Annotated in this window: 13 protein-coding genes; 4 read left to right on the top strand and 9 right to left on the bottom strand. The window is 58.7% G+C overall.

Annotated elements, in window-relative coordinates:
* Position 1 precedes the first annotated feature (1 nt).
* Complete coding sequence (gene secD, locus ACR0JW_RS04445; RefSeq protein WP_170676370.1) at positions 2–1,663, bottom strand: protein translocase subunit SecD; 1,662 nt, start codon at positions 1,661–1,663, stop codon at positions 2–4.
* A 33-nt stretch (positions 1,664–1,696) separates the two neighbouring features.
* Positions 1,697–1,984, bottom strand: a complete 288-nt coding sequence (gene yajC, locus ACR0JW_RS04450; protein WP_170676368.1) for a preprotein translocase subunit YajC — start codon at positions 1,982–1,984, stop codon at positions 1,697–1,699.
* Between the two features lie 201 nt (positions 1,985–2,185).
* Between yajC and ACR0JW_RS04455 the strand changes: the two genes are divergently transcribed.
* Together ACR0JW_RS04455 and serS are read left to right on the top strand one after the other, a co-directional pair.
* Positions 2,186–3,847, top strand: coding sequence for a mechanosensitive ion channel domain-containing protein (locus ACR0JW_RS04455; RefSeq protein WP_170676365.1), 1,662 nt, complete (start codon positions 2,186–2,188; stop codon positions 3,845–3,847).
* Positions 3,848–3,932: 85 nt separating this feature from the next.
* On the top strand, positions 3,933–5,225 hold the full coding sequence (gene serS / locus ACR0JW_RS04460; RefSeq protein ID WP_170676363.1) for a serine--tRNA ligase: 1,293 nt from the start codon (positions 3,933–3,935) through the stop codon (positions 5,223–5,225).
* 64 nt (positions 5,226–5,289) lie between these two features.
* On the opposite strand, the gene ACR0JW_RS04465 is transcribed toward serS, so the two are convergent.
* The 5 genes from ACR0JW_RS04465 to ACR0JW_RS04485 form a co-directional block, all read right to left on the bottom strand.
* Positions 5,290–5,874: a helix-hairpin-helix domain-containing protein gene (locus ACR0JW_RS04465; protein WP_170676361.1), complete on the bottom strand. Its 585-nt coding sequence runs from the start codon at positions 5,872–5,874 to the stop codon at positions 5,290–5,292.
* Positions 5,875–5,965: 91 nt separating this feature from the next.
* Positions 5,966–6,952 (bottom strand): fatty acid desaturase, encoded by a 987-nt coding sequence (locus tag ACR0JW_RS04470; protein WP_480713612.1) that lies wholly within the window; start codon positions 6,950–6,952, stop codon positions 5,966–5,968.
* Positions 6,953–7,384: 432 nt separating this feature from the next.
* Positions 7,385–8,848: a ribosome biogenesis GTPase Der gene (gene der, locus ACR0JW_RS04475; protein WP_170676357.1), complete on the bottom strand. Its 1,464-nt coding sequence runs from the start codon at positions 8,846–8,848 to the stop codon at positions 7,385–7,387.
* A 49-nt stretch (positions 8,849–8,897) separates the two neighbouring features.
* On the bottom strand, positions 8,898–10,220 hold the full coding sequence (locus ACR0JW_RS04480) for a PQQ-like beta-propeller repeat protein (RefSeq protein ID WP_480713613.1): 1,323 nt from the start codon (positions 10,218–10,220) through the stop codon (positions 8,898–8,900).
* Positions 10,221–10,265: 45 nt separating this feature from the next.
* Positions 10,266–10,937, bottom strand: a complete 672-nt coding sequence (locus tag ACR0JW_RS04485; protein ID WP_170805450.1) for a hypothetical protein — start codon at positions 10,935–10,937, stop codon at positions 10,266–10,268.
* Positions 10,938–11,163: 226 nt separating this feature from the next.
* Between ACR0JW_RS04485 and ACR0JW_RS04490 the strand changes: the two genes are divergently transcribed.
* Both ACR0JW_RS04490 and ACR0JW_RS04495 read left to right on the top strand, forming a co-directional pair.
* Positions 11,164–12,396, top strand: a complete 1,233-nt coding sequence (locus tag ACR0JW_RS04490) for an efflux RND transporter periplasmic adaptor subunit (protein WP_170676355.1) — start codon at positions 11,164–11,166, stop codon at positions 12,394–12,396.
* On the top strand, positions 12,393–16,190 hold the full coding sequence (locus ACR0JW_RS04495; protein ID WP_480713614.1) for an efflux RND transporter permease subunit: 3,798 nt from the start codon (positions 12,393–12,395) through the stop codon (positions 16,188–16,190). The genes ACR0JW_RS04490 and ACR0JW_RS04495 overlap by 4 nt, the downstream gene beginning before the upstream one ends.
* Positions 16,191–16,220: 30 nt before the next feature.
* Here ACR0JW_RS04495 and ACR0JW_RS04500 read toward each other — a convergent pair whose 3' ends face one another.
* Both ACR0JW_RS04500 and ACR0JW_RS04505 read right to left on the bottom strand, forming a co-directional pair.
* Positions 16,221–16,631 carry a DUF2147 domain-containing protein gene (locus tag ACR0JW_RS04500; RefSeq protein WP_480713615.1) on the bottom strand — a complete coding sequence of 137 codons (411 nt, stop codon included), beginning with the start codon at positions 16,629–16,631 and terminating at the stop codon, positions 16,221–16,223.
* A 64-nt stretch (positions 16,632–16,695) separates the two neighbouring features.
* Positions 16,696–18,501, bottom strand: a complete 1,806-nt coding sequence (locus tag ACR0JW_RS04505) for an ABCB family ABC transporter ATP-binding protein/permease (protein ID WP_170676349.1) — start codon at positions 18,499–18,501, stop codon at positions 16,696–16,698.
* Between the last annotated feature and the right edge of the window lie 5 nt (positions 18,502–18,506).

Here is an 18,506-nt window from a genome sequence, read left to right on the forward strand (position 1 = left end):
ATCAAACCTCGATCGTTTTGGGACGGCGGCGTTCGAACCAGATGACGATCATCAGGCGCGTCACGAAGATCGCAGTGAAGACCGAGGTCAGAATGCCCAGACCCAGAGTGATGGCAAAGCCGCGCACCGGACCGCTGCCCATGGCGAACAGGATCGTCGCAGTGATAAATGTAGTGACGTTGGCGTCCAGAATGGCCGACAGCGCCTTTTCGTAGCCCAGCTCGATAGCGCGCGAGGGGCCTCTGGCGGACTTCAACTCCTCCCGGATACGCTCAAAAATCAGCACGTTGGCGTCGACTGCCATACCAACCGTCAGAACGATGCCCGCAATACCCGGCAGGGTCAGCGTTGCACCGATCACCGAAAGAAGGCCGAACAGCAGACCAACGTTGATGATCAGCGCGATATTGGCGAACACTCCGAACAGGCCATAGCTGAGCGCCATGAAGACCAGCACTGCGGCAAAGGCGACCGTCGTGGCCACCTTCCCCGCATCGATGCTGTCCTGCCCCAGTTCGGGGCCGATGGTACGTTCTTCGAGGAACTCCAGCCCGGCAGGCAGGGCACCCGCGCGCAGCAGCACAGCCAGGTTGGTGCTTTCTTCCACGGTGAAGTTACCGGTTATGATGCCGGACCCGCCCGGAATGTGGGATTGGATCACCGGGGCCGAAATCACCTCATCATCCAGCACAATCGCGAACGGTGCGCCGATGTTATCGAGGGTATAGTCGCCGAACTTGCGCGCACCCGAGGTGTTGAACCGGAAGCTGACTGCGGGGCGGCCGTTCTGGTCGAAGGACGGTTGCGCATCCACCAGTTCTTCACCGGTCACGACCGGAGCGGATTCGATGGTGTAGAAAACTTCGCTTTCGTCCAGCGAGGGCACGACTTTTTCACCGATACCCGGTACGGCATCCGGGTCGGTCCCACGGCCCACAACCGGATTAAAGGTCAGTTGCGCGGTCGTTCCGATGATCTCTTTCAACTCACCTGCGCTGCCGACGCCCGGGACCTGAATCAGAATACGGTCCGCACCCTGACGCTGAATGGTGGGTTCGCGTGTTCCGACCTCATCGATACGGCGACGGATGATTTCCAGCGCCTGACGCACGGTCCGGTCATCCGACGCCAGTTTCTCGGCTTCGGACAATTGCACGACGATCATGTCACCGTCGGCGCGCGCTTCGATGTCGGTCGCCCCTACACCGGTCAGCGTCTGCACCTGACGCGCAAGACCACGTACAACTTCCAATCCCCGCGACATACCTTCGGGCTGGCTGATCCGCACGCGAATCTCATCCGGTGCCGATGGCTGCTTGCGGATGGTGCCAACCGTCCCGCGTTCATCGCGCAGGGCGTCACGAATTTCCGGCCACATCGCCTCCATCCGGGCTTCGTATACATCGCTGGTCTGGACTTCGGCCAAGAGATGCGCGCCGCCGCGCAAATCGAGGCCCAGGTTGACCAGAGAAGACGGCAGCCAGTTTGGCCACTGGGCGGCCTCGGCCTGCATTTCCGGAGTATCAATGCCAAGTTCAATGGCGGTTTTGGCGTCGTTCGATTGTTCGACACGCGTATAGAACGCATTCGGCAGGGCCATGAGCAGGCCGATCACACAGACCGACCAGATCAGAACCCGCTTCCAGGTATCAATGTGCAGCATTACCCTGCCTTTTCAAGGGATTGTCGCGCGAAGTTATTTCGCAGGCTCGGTCTTATTCAGAACCTGTGCAATGGTCGATTTGACCACACGCACCTTGACGCCTTCAGCGATTTCAACCTCGACCTCGTTCTCGCCTTCCTTGACCTTGGACACTTTGCCGATCATCCCGCCCTGGGTGACGACCTGATCGCCCCGGCGCACGGCGTCGACCATCGCCTGATGTTCCTTCATCTTCTTCTGCTGCGGACGGATCAGCAGGAAATACATGATCGCGAAAATCAGGATCAGCGGGAGAAACTGGGCGATTGCGCCACCTTCCATGGGACATTCCTTTTACTTTGGATCGCGGACAAGCTCCGCAAATTTGGCGGGAACCTATGCTTTGAGGTGTCCGTTTGCAAGCAAAGGCGGCGGTGTAACCCGTCCTGATTGTGTCACCGTGTCGAAAGATGTTTCCAAGCGTTGCAGATATACCCTAGGAACGACGGTCAGGCGGGGTATAGTCAGGCCTTGGGGGTCACAATGAATCAGCTATATAAACACCTGCAAGCATTAAAAGTTTTGCTGATCGCAGCCCTGCTGGCTTTTGCCATGTCCACTGCCGGACAGACACAGGAAGCACCCCCCGAAATTCTGGCCCCCGAGACCGATGAAACGGATGTTTTCAAGGCCCCGGTGGTTGTCGACGGCGAAACACTGTTCTTCCTGCGCGGCTCCAGCGCATTGCCGGCATCGGAACGGGCCGAGCAGGTTCAGAAGATTATTGTCGAAGTCGCCGAATCTTCGGAAGACCCCGAAGTCGACATTACTTTCGAAAAAACCGATCTCGGTACACGCATTTTCGCTGATGGAGTCAGAGTTTCGATCGTAACCGTCGCCGATGCGGAACTGGACCAGATGGAACTGGACGTACTCAGCCTTCTGCATGGCGACGCGATAGAAGAGGCGATTGTCGACTACCGTGCGAACCGGACTGACCAGGCGCGTGTGTCAGGCGCGATCGAGGCATTAGCCTGGACTGTCGGCTTTGCATTGTTTGTCATCATTATCATGTGGCTTCACCGGCGCATTCGGCGACGCACCCTGAAGCTGGTAAAACGCTATCTCAAGGACGTCGAAACAGCGACCGCCAAAAGCGTTCAGGCCGAAGCGATTGCAGCCCTGATCCGATACGGCCTGAATTTCATCCTGCTGGTTATCTTCTTTCTGGGCTTTTACTACTACCTGTCCTTTGTCCTTCTGGCCTTTGCCGAAACCCGGTATTTCGCGCAACTGCTGCTGACCTATCTGACGGAACCTGTCCTGCTGATCTTCAAGGGCATCCTCAGCTATATCCCGAATCTGATCATGCTGGGCCTGATCGCCTGGATCACCGTCTACATCATCCGCGGCATGAGGGTGTTCTTTGATGCGGTCGAGGCCGGGTCCTTCGAAATGGGCGATTTCGAAAAGCACTGGGTGAATCCGACATTCAACATTGCCCGTGTCATCGTGATCCTGATCGCGCTGGTCTTTGCGGTGCCCTACATTCCGGGCTCGGATTCGGCCGCGTTTCAGGGGCTGACCATTCTGGTCGGCGCCATGCTGTCGCTGGGTGCGAACTCGGTCGTGTCGAACATGCTTGCTGGCCTGTTTGTGATTTATAGGCGTTCAACTTCGATCGGGGATCGCATTCAGATTGGTGACCATATCGGTGACGTGGTGCAGATCAAGTTGATGGAGACGCATCTGAAGTCCATCAAGAATGAGCTGATCTCGATCCCGAACGCGCAACTGATGAACTCGGATGTGGTGAACTTTTCCAAGCAAACAGATGGTAGCGGCCTGTTGTTGCACACCATTGTCGGCATCGGCTATGAAGAGCCGCCCGAAAAGGTCGAGGCGATGCTGATCGAGGCTGCCAACCGTACCAAAGGGATCAAGTCCAAGCCCGTCCCCTTTGTGCTGTGGACCGCGCTCGCCGATTACGCGATCAACTACCAGATCAACGGTTACACCACACGCGGCAGCATCATCCCGAAAATCCGCTCGGATCTGCATCGCAATATCGTGGCCGTTTTCAACGAAAACAGTGTTCAGATCATGACACCGTCTTACATGGCCGATCCACCCGAACCCAAGATCCCTGCCGAGGCTTGGGACGGCCATCTGGCGCATGAAGTCACCGAAGAGGAAGAGAAATAGTCCGGGCGTCTTGTCCCGGCTACACCCTCCCCGCGAGATAGTGCATAAGCGGTTCCAGTGATTCACGTATTCAAGGATCTGAACAATGCACGACATCCGCGCCATTCGCGAAAACCCAGCCGCCTTCGACGCCGCCCTTGCGCGCCGTGGGGACGCGCCGGTGTCGTCGGACCTGTTAAGGCTGGATGAAAGCCGCCGCGCCAAGATACTTGCCGCCGAGACCGCTCAGGCCGAGCAGAACAAGGCCAGCAAAGAAGTCGGCGCCGCCAAGGCGCGCGGTGACGAAGCCGAGTTCGAGCGTCTGCGCGCGCTGGTGGCCGAGAAAAAGGCCGAGATCGCCCGGATGCAGACCGAGGCCAAGGATCTGGACGCCCTGCTGACCGACCAGTTGGCGCGCATTGCCAACGTCCCTGCCGACGACGTGCCGCAAGGCGCGGATGAAAACGAAAATGTCGAGGTCAATCGATGGGGTGCTCCGCGTAATTTCGCATTCGAACCCAGGGAGCACTACGAAATCCCTGCTGTTGCCGCGGCGATGGACTTTGAAACCGCCGCCAAGACCAGCGGTAGCCGGTTCGTGAACCTGTCGAAAGGCGTCGCCCGCATTCATCGCGCACTGGCCCAGTTCATGCTGGACACGCATATCGACAAGAATGGCCTGACGGAAATGCAGACGCCCGTTCTGGTGAGGGACGAGGCGATGTATGGCACCGACAAACTGCCCAAATTCGGCGAGGACAGCTATCAGACCACCAATGGTTGGTGGCTTATTCCAACATCCGAGGTCACGCTGACCTATTCCGTCGCCGGTGACATTCTGGAAGAAAGCGCCCTGCCCATCCGCATGACCGCGCACACCGCCTGTTTCCGTTCCGAAGCCGGAAGCGCAGGCAAGGACACGGCAGGCATGCTGCGCCAGCACCAGTTCGAAAAGGTCGAGATGGTCTCGATCACTCATCCCGACAACTCGGATGACGAGCAAAAGCGTATGCTGCGTTGCGCCGAGGATTTGCTGGAGCAATTGGGCATCCCCTATCGCACCGTGGTTCTGTGCACGGGTGACATGGGCTTCGGCGCGCGACGGACCTACGACATCGAGGCGTGGCTACCCGGACAGGATGCTTACCGCGAGATCAGCTCGGTTTCGACAACAGGGGCATTTCAGGCCCGCCGCATGAACGCGCGTTTCCGCCCCGAAGGCGGCGGCAAGCCGGAATATGTTCACACTCTGAACGGCTCTGGTCTTGCGGTTGGGCGCTGCCTGATTGCCGTCCTGGAAAACGGGCAGAATGAAGACGGAACCGTCACCCTTCCGGACGTCCTGGCCCCGTACCTGGGCGGCAAGCTGACTTTGCAGACGGACGGCACACTGTCCTGAAACAAAAAACCGGCAACCGTCTGATACGGAGCCGGTTTGCGAAACAAGTCGAGGCGAAGAGGGATTACTTCTTCGCCTTTTTTTTGTCCTTCTTCTTTTTTTCCTCTTTTTTGCCGGACTTCTTGGCAGCGTCTTTGCCCGACTTCTTGGCGACGTCTTTCTTTGCCTTGTCCTTTTTGGACTTGGCCTTCTGTTTGGCCTTTTTGGACTTGGCTTTCACTTTATCTTTCGCCTCGGAAAAGGCCGCCTCCATCTCGCGCCGCTTCTTGGCGGCTTTTTCGGCTTTGGCCTTGGCTTTGGCCTTTTTCTGGGCTTTGGCTGCTGCCTGTTCCTTCGCAGCTTTTTCTTCGGCCGCCTTGCGCGCCTCTTCTTTTGCCCGCTTTTCAGCGGCAGCGGCGGCTACGGTTTTGCGGGTGGCAGGTTTTCGGGCCGGTGCGCGCCGGGACGCCGGCTTGGTCCCAGTTGGCTTGGCAACAGCTTCCTTGGCGGCTGCGATCAGCCTTTGCGCACGTGATGCACCAATGCGCGGGATTTTGACCAGATCAGCGGCGTTTGCCTTGGCGATGGCTTCCGCAGTTTTGAAACCATTGTCGCTCAACGATTTTGCAAGCGCCTGGCCCACACCTTTTATGTTGGTCACTGCGGTCATTACTGGTCCTTTCCAATTCGTCACTCGAATACATATATACGTCGGATGTACATCAGCCCAACCCCCTGACAGTTGGGCTTACCGCCAGATGTCAGCCGCTATGAGCCAGATCGCCTGTCGAGGCATTCCTGGGGAACGGAACAAGGCGTTTGGCATCCTCATCCCAGAGCTTCAGGTTCAGTGCTGCCACCGCCTCGCGAAACTTGATCCGCCGCGGGGTGAATTCAGGCGGCAGGTTATAGTGGCAGGCGCGCAGTCGATAGGACGGGATGCGCGCGTTGAAATGGTGGATATCATGCAGCGTGATGCAGGCGACCGCATTGTCGAACCACCAGCCGAAGTCCAGCGCTGAAGAACCCTGCAAAGCGGCAACCTGTGGGTCCAGATCCGGACGGCGGTCCCAGTATGTGTCTTCAAAGTTATGCTGAAGGTACACAAGAAACACCCCCAGCATTCCGCCCAACAACGAAAAAACCAACCAGACCAGAATCCCCGTTGTCCCGGCCACATAATAAAGCAAACCCAGAAACACGATGATCGACAGATTGTGCAACAGCACCCCACCTGCCCCAAATCGCACGGTGTTCTTGGGCCAGCGATAGCGAATGAAGTAGGTGAACAGCGCACCAACCGGCACGAGGATGAACGGATTGCGATAAAGCCTGTAGAACAGACGGGATTTCCAGTCTGCGCGCTGCCATTCGCGCAGCGTCATGGTGTGAATTTCACCGGTCTCACGATGTTCCAGATTGCCGATACCGGCGTGGTGCAGATTGTGGTTCTGCTTCATCACCTCGAAAGGTGCAAAGGTGAAGGGTGACAAGCCATGCCCCGCCCATTCGTTCTGGTGACGCGTCTCAAACAGGGAATGATGGCCACAATCGTGCTGCAACACGTAAAGGCGCACTGCCGAAAATGCGAAAACAATGCCGGCCGGGACCATGACATACCACCGGTCCACGAAGATGATCGCCAAAGCCAGCGATGTGAAATACACCGCAAAAGTCCCAAAATAGCTCAGGCTGGCAAGCCGATTGTCCTGAACCGCATATCGGCGGGTATATTCCCTGAGATCCATAACCGTCCCACTTTCCTCTGCTGGCCGGTGTGAACGTTCATCGTCAGATTATACACGAATAGTCTCAAAGCAAGACCGGCGCGGGTAATTGTTATGCTCCAACAAAGGCATAGATAGCATTTTCTTTCAGACGTTGTCCAAGTGATCGGGGAAATCCGCTCAAGTCTTTGCCAAGCTGTTCCGTCACCGGCGCCGAGAATAACCCCACGGCACCTTTGTCTCGCATTCTCAAGATTAAAACTGACGGCGCCAGTACGTACAAATATCGCGATATTTTTATCTTTATTGACTCATGTTCGCGATTGACCGGAATTGGGGCCGCGTACTTCGCAGTTTTCATGAACCGGCCGAAGCGTACCGAGTCTTTGGAACCGGGCACCTATCAAAATCCATGATCGGGTCCGGCTGCGTCAGCCGGACCTGACCCAAAGATCAGCCGCGCCCCTTCAGGTGCTTTGCCAGGGCCCCGGCGTTTTTCTTGCGCCGCCCCTTGTACGGGTTCTTGTCCCCTTGACCACGCAGGGTCAGCCGGATTGGTGTGCCAGGCATGTCGAAATCCTCACGCAACCCGTTCACCAGATACCGCGAATAACTGTCCGGCATCTTGTCCGGGTGCGAGCACATGACCACGAACCCAGGCGGGCGGGTCTTGGCCTGGGTCATATAGCGCAGCTTGATCCGGCGTCCCTGCGGTGCTGGCGGCGGGTGCTGTTCCAGCATGGCTGCTAGCCAGCGGTTCAGGGCTGCGGTCGGCACACGGCGATTCCAGACGTCGTGGGCACGCAGGATGGCGGCACGAAGACGCTCAAGCCCCCTGCCCGTTTTCGCTGAAACGGTGATCAGCGGGGCACCACGCAACTGAGGCAACAGCCGTTCAAAGGATTCTTTCAGATCGCGCAGTTTTTCCTGCTTGTCCTCTTCGACGTCCCATTTATTAACCGCGACGACCACGGCACGGCCCTCGCGTTCGGCCAGATCGGCGATGCGCAGGTCTTGTTGTTCAAACGGTATGGCCGCGTCCAGCAGAACCACCACGACCTCGGCAAACTTGACCGCGCGCAGCCCGTCCGAGACGGACAGCTTTTCCAGCTTCTCCTGCACCTTGGCCTTCTTGCGCATACCGGCGGTGTCGAAAATCCGCATCGGCGTGCTGTTGCCATCGGGATCGGCCCAGTCGATCCGCAAGCTGATGGCATCGCGGGTAATCCCGGCTTCGGGACCGGTCAGCAGACGATCTTCGCCCATAATCTTGTTGATCAGGGTGGATTTTCCGGCGTTTGGACGACCAACGACAGCGACCTGAAGCGGTTTCGCATCGGTGATCAGGCGCGCTTCGCCTTCGCCCTCTTCGTCCAGTTCCACATCTGTCACAGGCGTCTCATCGGCCTGTTGTTCTGCCATCGCGTCCGCCAGAGGCATGAGGTGGGCGTAAAGGTCGGTCATTCCTTCGCCATGCTCGCCCGACAGGCGCACGGGCTCTCCCAAACCCAGATTATAAGCCTCAAGCACGCCAGCATCCGCCGCATTTCCTTCGGCCTTGTTGGCCGCAAGGATCACATGTTTGGATCGTTTGCGCAGGATTTCCGCGAACATCTCGTCCGTGGGGGTCAGCCCCACACGCGCATCGATCATGAACAGGCAGACATCGGCCATATCCACCGCGCGCTCGGTCAGGCGGCGCATCCGCCCCTGCAGACTATCATCCGTTGCATCCTCAAGACCCGCCGTATCGATCACGGTGAATCGCAGATCGCCAAGCCGCCCTTCGCCTTCGCGCAGGTCACGTGTCACGCCGGGCTGATCGTCGACCAGGGCCAGGCGCTTGCCCACAAGGCGGTTGAACAGTGTGGATTTGCCCACATTCGGGCGCCCGACGATAGCGAGGGTCAGTGACATGATACTCAACTTTCAAGACTCAAGATGCGCCCTTTAGCGCATCTTGCTGTCAACGGAAAGCGTGCAGTGCACCTTTGGTGGACACGATATACAATGTGCGCCCCGCAACAACGGGCGACGCGGTCGCCCCGGCGGGGACTTCGATCCGGTGAACCAGGGTTCCGTCAACCGGGCTGTAAAAGCGCACGTACCCGTCATTCGAGGCCACAACGATGCGCCCGCCAGCAAGGATCGGACCATAATGCGCAAAGATCGCCCCGCGCCGTCCGGGCTTGTCCTTGACAAACCCGGGCAGGTCCTGCGCCCAGATCACCGATCCGTCTGTTGCGTTCAGTCGCACCAACTGGCTGCGGTCGCTGATCAGGAAGACGCTGTTTCCGACCGGCCAGACCGTATCAACCGCACCTTCGTTGGCGGTCCATTTACGTTCTCCGGACCCGCCTTCCAGCGCCACGGTACGGCCCGAGTGGTTGCCAATGTAGATTGTGTCCCCGGTTACCATTGGCCCCCCGGTGACATCAACGATCCGGGCCGCCGCGCGACCACGACGTCCGCCCGCGACCGAAGCGTTCCAGCGGCGGATGCCGCCCCTGCGGAACGTCGCGACAATATCACCGGATCCGAAAGCAAAGACCGCGAGGTCCGAAGTCAGCGCAGGCGACGGTGCCCCAAGCACGTTCCCAACGCTGGGTGTTCCTTCGACCTGCCAGGCAATACGGCCATCCTTGGTATTCACAGCCCAGCCAGTCTCATCCCCGGCGACGACGTAAAGCAACCCGTCTTTGACCAGCGGCGCACCGCTGCCGGTTGCGTTCAGCCGCTTCTGCCAGCGTTGCGCGCCGGTCTTGGCATCCAGCGCCGTGAGGCGACCAAACCCGGATGAAACGTACAAAACCCCGTCGGCATAGGCCATTCCGCCACCTGTCGCGTCGGAATCACCATCGCTTGGGGGGATAAGGTTGGTGCTCCAGGCGACCTGCCCCTGAGGCGTAACGGCCGACACTGTGGCTCCGGAATCAAGGGTATAAATCAGCCCGCCTGCAACAACCGGTTCCGCTGTAATCCGTTTCTTACGGGAATCGCCTTCGCCAATCGAAGTGGACCAGATACGTTGCGGCGCTGTGCTGAGTGCAGCGTTTGTGGTTCGGAAAGCGGCTGTGCCCGGACTTTGCGCCCAATTGGCGTTCGATGTCTGCCCCGGCAGGCTGATTGGTTTGGACCCACGGGTTTCAACAGTTTCGGTATCGGACGCAGGACGGATGTCTTCGCGCTCACCGGGCAGAATGACTTCGGGTTCCTGACAGGCCGCAAGCGTCGTCAGGGCAATCGCCGCCAATGGCAGTCCAATGCGGGGGAATAGTCTCGTTACCATGATGTTCCGAACTCGCCTGTCGTCATTCTTGTTTCGCTGTCTCAATCAGCCTTGCTGGGCGACCAGTTGTTCCGGTTCGCCCCCCAACGCCACGATCAGCTGGGTCGCACGCTGCTGCAGATCGACACCAACTTCGGCATCCTGCCGCAATGCTTGCAGACGATCGATCGCGGCGGCGGTGTTGCCCTCGGCGACATCAATCAGCGCAAGCTGTTCTTCTGCCAACAGGCGGAGCGGCGCACCGGGTGCGGCCAGTGCCTCGAATTGCAGGCGACGCTCATCCGCAGAAAGGGTTTCACTTTGCAACAGCAACGCCTTGAAGCTCGCGATGGCGCGATAGATTTCGGGCAGATCAGCTTGCGTCGCAACCGCGTTCAGGCTGGTCACGGCATCCTGCGCCGAACCGGCCTCGTTCTGAGATGCGGACAGCAGCATTTTCAGAACTGCGTCCCCACCCGGCGATTGCGTTTGTATCCCGCTTAGACCGGCGGCACGTTCGGCGGAATCATCTTGCGACAGCGCCGCAAGAATTTCATCGCCCAGCGCCTGAGCCTGACTTGTAATGCTGGCTTTGCGATATTCGTTGAAAGCGGCCCCGCCCACGATAAGTACCACCGCTGCAATGCCCACCCAGCCCCAGCGGCGCAAAAGCAGATACAGCCGGTCGCGGCGCACCTCTTCTGTCACCTCATCAATGAAACTGTCGACGTCGCTCATCCCTGCCCCCAGGCTTAGTGTCCTGTCATATTAGCGCCATGTCATACCCCGGCACCACGTCCAAGCCAAGGGTCCGATTTCGCACATTTTCACCGGCTTAGTGCGCCCTTGCGAAAAAAACTAAACCGAACTATTCAGTTCAGTATGGAAATGGCCTATGCCGGACCCCATTTTGAGGCATAAGCGCCAGTGAAAATCTGGCAATGAATCCTAGGAGAATTTCTGCATGCGATTGATTTCATTCGCAAACGCGCTTTTGGTAATTGTTGCATTATACTTTTTGGTGTTCGAAAGGGACGCCCTGTTCGCCTTTGCTGGAAAAGATGACGTAACGGAAGCACAAGCCGCTGAAGGTGGTGAGGGCGCGGAAGCTGCCCAAAATCCGGATGCGATCAAGGTCGTAGCCTTGCGGTCATCGGCGCGCGAGATCGACAGCGCAGTACTTTTGCGTGGCCAGACCAAGGCGAACCGTCAGGTCGAAGTGCTGGCCGAAACGATATCGACCGTTGTGTCAGAACCCAAGCGCAAGGGCACTTTTGTCGAGGCCGGAGATCTTTTGTGCGAACTCGACCCTGGCACCCGCCCGGCCAGCCTGGCCGAAGCGATGGCGGGCAAGCTTGAGGCCGAAAGCCGCATCCCCGAAGCCGAAGCCCGGCTTGCTGAAGCGCACGCGCGTGTGGCCGAGGCCGAGATCAATCTGAAAGCGGCGCGTAAGCTGTCTGAAACGGGTTTTGGGTCGGAAACACGCCGGATTTCCAGCGAAGCGGCCATGAGCACTGCTGAAGCAGGTGTCAAATCGGCCGAAGCGGGTCTGGAGGCCACTCGCGCCGGTATCGAAGCTGCCGCAGCCGAGGTGAAAGCGGCCCAGCGCGAGATTGACCGCCTTACCATCGAAGCGCCGTTCCGTGGCCTGCTGGAAAGCGACACTGCGGAATTGGGCAGCCTGATGCAGCCCGGATCGCTTTGTGCAACTGTCATTCAGCTGAATCCGATCAAGCTGGTGGGTTTTGTTCCCGAGACCGAAGTGAACCGGATCATTGTGGGATCCGAGGCTTCGGCCAAACTGGTGACCGGTCTTGAGGTTACGGGCCGTGTGACATTCCTCAGCCGTTCCGCCGATGAAACCACCCGGACCTTCGAGGTTGAGATCACCGTTCCGAACTCGGAACTGGCCATCCGCGACGGCCAGACCGCTGACATTCGCATCGCAGCCGAAGGCGCCAAGGCGCACCTGCTGCCGCAATCCGCATTGACGCTGAACAATGAAGGCCAATTGGGGGTTCGCACAATTGCAGCGGGCAATGTAGTCGACTTCATGCCTGTTCATCTGCTGCGTGACACCGCAAGCGGTGTCTGGATCGACGGATTGCCTGAAGCGGTGGATATCATTGTCGTTGGGCAGGAATTCGTGACCAAAGGCGTCAGTGTCGCGCCGACCTACCGGGAATTGTCGCAATGACGGGTATTGTCAGTTGGGCCGCCGACAGGGCCCGAATGGTCCTGGCCTTCATCGCGATCTCGTTGATGGTTGGCGGGTTTGCTTATGTCAGCCTGCCAAAAGAAGGCGAGCCGGATATCGAAATCCCGGCCCTGTTCGTCTCGGTTTCGTTTCCCGGCATTTCGGCCGAAGATTCCGAAAACCTGCTGATCAAGCCCATGGAAACCGAACTGGCGGATCTGGACGGTCTGAAGGAAATGACCGCCACCGCCGCAGAAGGCTATGCCGGGATTGCACTTGAATTCGACTTCGGCTGGGACAAGACCGCGATCACCGCCGATGTCCGCGACGCGATGAACAGCGCGCAGGCAGATTTCCCTGAAGGTGCCGAGCAGTATTCGCTGAACGAGATCAACTTCTCCGAATTTCCAATCGTCATCGTCAACCTGACCGGCGCGGTTCCCGAACGCACAATGGCCCGTGTTGCCAAAGACCTGCAGGACGATCTTGAAGCACTGGATTCCGTTCTGGAAGCCGGGATTGCCGGCAATCGGGACGAACTTCTTGAAGTGGTGATCGACCCGCTACGTCTTGAGGCCTATAACGTCACCGCTGCTGAACTGATCAACGTCGTGCAGAACAACAACCAGTTGATCGCTGCTGGTGAGGTCGAGACGGCGCAAGGCACATTCTCGGTCAAAATCCCTTCGTCCTTCAAGACGGCGCAGGATGTTTACGGGCTGCCGGTCAAGGTCAATGGCGACCGCGTTGTCACGTTGGGCGAACTGGCGCAGATCAATTACACCTTTGAAGACCGTGAAGGCACTGCCCGGTTCGATGGCGAGTCCACCGTTGCCTTGCAGGTGGTCAAGCGCAAAGGCTTTAACGTCATCGACACGGTCAACGAGGTCAAAAAGGTCGTTGCCGAGGCTCAGAAGATCTGGCCACCGGAACTGGCGGCAGCAGTCGACGTCGGTACGTCGAATGACCAGAGCCGTATCGTCGGCTCGATGGTAAGCCAGCTTGAAGGTTCCGTCCTGACGGCCGTTGCGCTGGTGATGATCGTTGTGCTGGCGTCGCTGGGCACTCGTGCGGCGCTGCTGGTGGGTTTTGCGATTCCGACCTCGTTCCTGCTGTGCTTCGCCTTCCTGGCCATGATGGGCGTCAGCATTTCGAACATGGTGATGTTCGGCCTGATCCTTGCGGTCGGGATGCTGGTCGACGGGGCCATCGTGGTGGTCGAATACGCCGACAAGCGCATCAAGGAAGGCGTCGGCCCGATGCACGCCTATGTCGAGGCGGCACAGCGGATGTTCTGGCCCATCGTATCATCGACGGCGACCACGCTTTGTGCGTTTCTGCCCATGCTGTTCTGGCCCGGCGTTCCGGGCGAGTTCATGAAGATGCTGCCGATCACGTTGATCTTCGTTCTGTCATCCTCTCTGATTGTGGCGCTGATCTATCTGCCCGTGATGGGCGGTGTTTCGGGCCGGTTGAGCCGGACTTTTGACCGCACGTCGAACTGGCTGCGCGCGCGAACCCGCTGGTGGGTACGCGCCGTATTGGTGCCGCCATCGCTCTACCTGATTTTCCTGGGTGCGATGCAGGTGCTGAACCCGACCTATCTGCTTCCAATCGGCGGCACCGCAGGCAGTTTGTTCGGCGCGTTCCTGTTTCTGACGGGTGCCTTTGCAGGGTCGGTCACGCTGAGCGCGGCAAAGATCGAACGCCGCGAAGACGACCACGTGCACACGGCCAAAGAACACACGGTCTTTGGCTATATGGTAAAATTCCTCGTTGGCAATCCGATCATGCCGATCGTCTCGATCTCGGTGATCGGCTTTGCCGTTGTATCTGTGATGACGGCCTTTTCGAACAACAACCGCGGCGTCGAGTTTTTTGTCGAGACTGAGCCCGAACAGGCCACCGCCTATGTCCGCGCCCGTGGCAACCTGTCTCTGGCGGAAAAAGACGCAATTGTTCTGGCCGCTGAACAGACCATCAGCGCGCACCCGGCTGTTATCAACGTCTTCGCCTTTGCCGGTGAAGGTGGGCTGAACCAGAACACCGGTGGCGCGCAGGCCCCCGGCGACACCGTTGGCCGTGTGCAGTTCGAAATCATCCCGTGGGAAGACCGCCCGAATGTGTCAGAGCCGATCCTCGGCGGGCTGTTTGACCGTCATTTCATCGATCCCAAATACGACGGCGATAGGGTGCTTGAGGAACTGACCGCAAGTCTGGCCGAACTGCCCGGCATCATCGTCGAGCTTCAGCCGCTGGATCAGGGTCCGGCCTCGGCCAAACCGGTGCATCTGCGCATCAAGGGCAACAATTGGGAGGAGTTGACCTCAGCAACCCTGTCCGCGCGCGAGGCGTTCGACACCACCCCCGGTCTGGTCCGGATCGAAGACACCCTGCCCCTGCCCGGCATTGACTGGCAGATCGACGTGGACGTGGCCAAGGCGGGCCGGTTCGGGGCCGATGTGGCGACTGTAGGCGCGATGGTGCAACTGGTGACACGCGGTATCCTGCTGGGTGAGATGCGCCCGGACAATACCGATGAAGAGGTCGAGATTCGTGTGCGCTTGCCCGAAGAAGACCGCGTTCTTTCCACGCTGGATTCGCTGAAGGTCCGCACTTCGGACGGTCTGGTGCCGTTGTCGAATTTCGTAACCCGCAAGCCGGTTGAAAAACTGGCCGAGATCAACCGCATCAATCAGGAGCGGTATTACGACATCAAAGCGGACGTAGAACCGGGGCTGAGCAAAGTCGTTATCACCGACGCGGACGGCACAGAACAAAGGCTGGCCGTTGTCCGGGCGGTTGCGGAAGGCGCGGAGCCTAAGGACGCGACCCTGACCAGCCCCGATGGTGAGGCGTATGAGATTGTCGAGCTGACCGGCAGCCAGAGCGCCGAGGATATCCGGTCGGCGATCGAGGATGGCGACGCGCAGTTCTCACTGATCAACCCCAATGAACGGATTGCCGTCCTGACGGAGTGGTTGGATACTGGACCTTTCTCGAAAGCGGTCAGCTGGGAATGGACCGGCGACCAGGAGGAACAGGAAGAATCCGGCGCCTTCCTTGTGAATGCATTCATGGGTGCGCTGGGATTGATGTTCGTGATCCTGCTGGCGCAGTTCAATTCGTTCTACAACTCGGTGCTGGTGCTGCTGGCGGTTGTTCTATCCACAACCGGGGTGCTGATCGGAATGATGATCATGCAACAGCCGTTCTCGATCATCATGACCGGGACGGGCATCGTGGCGCTGGCCGGGATCGTGGTGAACAACAACATCGTTCTGATCGACACTTATCAGGAATACAGCCGCTACATGCCCCGGATCGAGGCCATCGTCCGCACCGCCGAGGCGCGCATTCGTCCGGTTCTGCTGACCACTTTGACCACGATGGCGGGTCTGACACCGATGATGTTCGGTCTGTCGCTGGACTTCATCAACGGCGGCTATTCCATCGACAGCCCCACCGCCCTGTGGTGGAAACAGCTTGCCACTGCGGTCGTTTTTGGTCTGGGTATCGCGACCGTACTGACGCTGATCGTGACACCATCGCTGTTGGCGTTGCGAGTCTGGGTGGCGACCTACACAATCTGGCTGGGCAAGGCACTGGCCCGCGCCTCGGCAGGCCGCGCCAGCCGGCTGGCACAGGATATGGCCATTGGACGGGCGGCGAGAAAAGCGCAGGCGACCGAGGTTATCTGGGAGGACGATGAGGTCACAGACGCTCTGTCCGTGGCGAAGTCGGACCAGGCGTCGGATCAACCACCTAATCCGCCCCTGAAAGCAGCTGAATAAAGATCATGGGCCGGCCAACACCGGCCCTTTTCATTTCTGCAATCGCGTCCAGGTCTGATGGCCGCAGAGGTGATGTTCACATCCTTTGACTTTGAGCGTATCGCCCTGCAACGTCATCTGAGGCACCGCCTCGACATCCAGCAGTGGCACCCAGAACTCTCCGCCGCCATATGTGCCCGAACCTTCGCTGGACACATCCCAGAACAGTTTCTTCCCGATATTGGGCGTCTGCACCTCATTTCCGGATTTGTCATAGGCCGACAAAATCTGACCGCAAAACTTGTCGCCACACGCCATGATCTTGATGTGCGAGATCAGGTCCTTTCGATCCGGCTCGGTCTTCCAGACGCCTTCGATCGGATCAGCTGCGGCCAGTGTGGGAAGGTTGATAGCCACGGCAAGTATGCCCGCAATTGTGCCTTTTCGAACAAATCGACGCATCGGAAATCTCCTGTATGAACAGGCTTGTTTTATCACAAAATCATCCTGTCGGACACAACGCGCGTCAGGCAGCCTGCGTGTCCGATTGCTGCCGGTTCCATAGCTGAGCATAGCGCCCGGCTCGAGAGAGCAACTCGTCATGCGTGCCCTGTTCCAGGATCTCGCCCCGTTCCAGCACAACGATGCGATCGGCCTCGGCAATCGTGCTCAGGCGGTGGGCGATGGTCAACACAGTGCGCCCCTCTCCCGCCCGCGCTAGGGCGTCCTTGATGTCCTGTTCGGTGTCGGTATCCAGCGCCGAGGTCGCCTCATCCAACAGCAGGATCGGCGGATTCTTCAGCAAGGTGCGCGCGATACCCACGCGCTGCTTCTCACCGCCTGAAAGTTTCAGCCCCCGCTCGCCAACCTTTGTGTCATAGCCGTCAGGCAGGCTGGCGATGAAGTCGTGTATCTGAGCAGCTTTCGCGGCCTCTTCCACGTCGGACTGGCTGGCCCCTTCGCGGCCATAAGCAATATTGTAGCGGATCGTGTCATTGAACAGCACGGTGTCTTGCGGCACGACACCGATGGCCGCGTGCAGACTGGTCTGACTGACATCGCGGACATCCTGTCCGTCGATTTTCAGCGCGCCACCGGTGACATCGTAGAACCGGAACAAAAGCCGCCCGATAGTCGACTTGCCGGACCCAGTCGCCCCGACGATGGCAACGGTCTGCCCTGCCGGTACGGTCAGGGATACCCCTTTGAGGATTTCCCGGTCGGCCTCATACCCGAATCGCACATCCTCGAGCGTTACCTGGCCGCCATTCACCTTCAGATTGGGTGCACAAGGCTTGTCGGTTACTTCAGCGGGCTGTTCGAGCAGATCGAACATCTGCCCCATATCCACCAGAGACTGGCGGATTTCGCGATAGACCGTGCCCAGGAAATTCAGCGGCACGGTGATCTGGATCATGTAGGCGTTCACCATCACGAAATCGCCCACCGTCAGGCCTCCGTTCTGCACGCCGATGGCCGCAAGAACCATGACACCGATCAGCCCGCAGGTGATCAGGAAGGACTGTCCAAAATTCAGAAAGGCCAGCGAATAAGCGGTCTTGAGCGCGGCCTTTGCATAAGCCTTCATCGAAACGTCATACCGTTCGGATTCGCGCATCTCCGCATTGAAATACTTGACGGTTTCGAAGTTCAGCAGGCTATCGATCGCGCGCTGATTGGCTTCGGTGTCCTGATCATTCATCTCGCGGCGCAGCTTGACCCGCCATTCCGTCACCGCGAACGTGAACCATATGTACAGTGTGATGGTGACGGCGACGACAACCAGGTACCACACGTCGAACAGCCACATCAGGATGATCGCAACCAGCAGCAGTTCCAGGATCAGCGGCCCAATCGAAAACAACAGGAACCGCAGCAGGAACTCTACCCCTTTGACGCCCCGCTCGATAATCCGGCTCAGGCCGCCTGTTCGGCGTGTCACGTGATAGCGCATGGACAATTGGTGGATGTGCTGGAAGGTTTCCAGCGCAAGCGCACGCAAAGCACGCTGTCCAACCGGTGCAAAAGCCGCATCGCGCAATTGCTGGAAGCCAACGGTCATCATCCGCGCGACGCCATAGGCCACTGTCAGCCCGACAGCACCAAGCGCTATGGGCGGCACACCTTCGCCCGCCAACGCATCGACCGCGCCCTTGTACAGAATCGGCGTATATACCGCGATCAGCTTGGCCACGACCAGCATCGTCAGCGCCAGAACAACGCGGCGCTTAACCCATGGCTCATCATCGGGCCACAGGTAAGGCGAAACCTTTCGGATCGTGCGCCAGCCAGAGCGCCGTTCGTCAGGTTCTGACCCGTTATCAGATTGCATTGGGG

The sequence above is a fragment of the Ruegeria sp. BG6 genome, assembly GCF_056538465.1.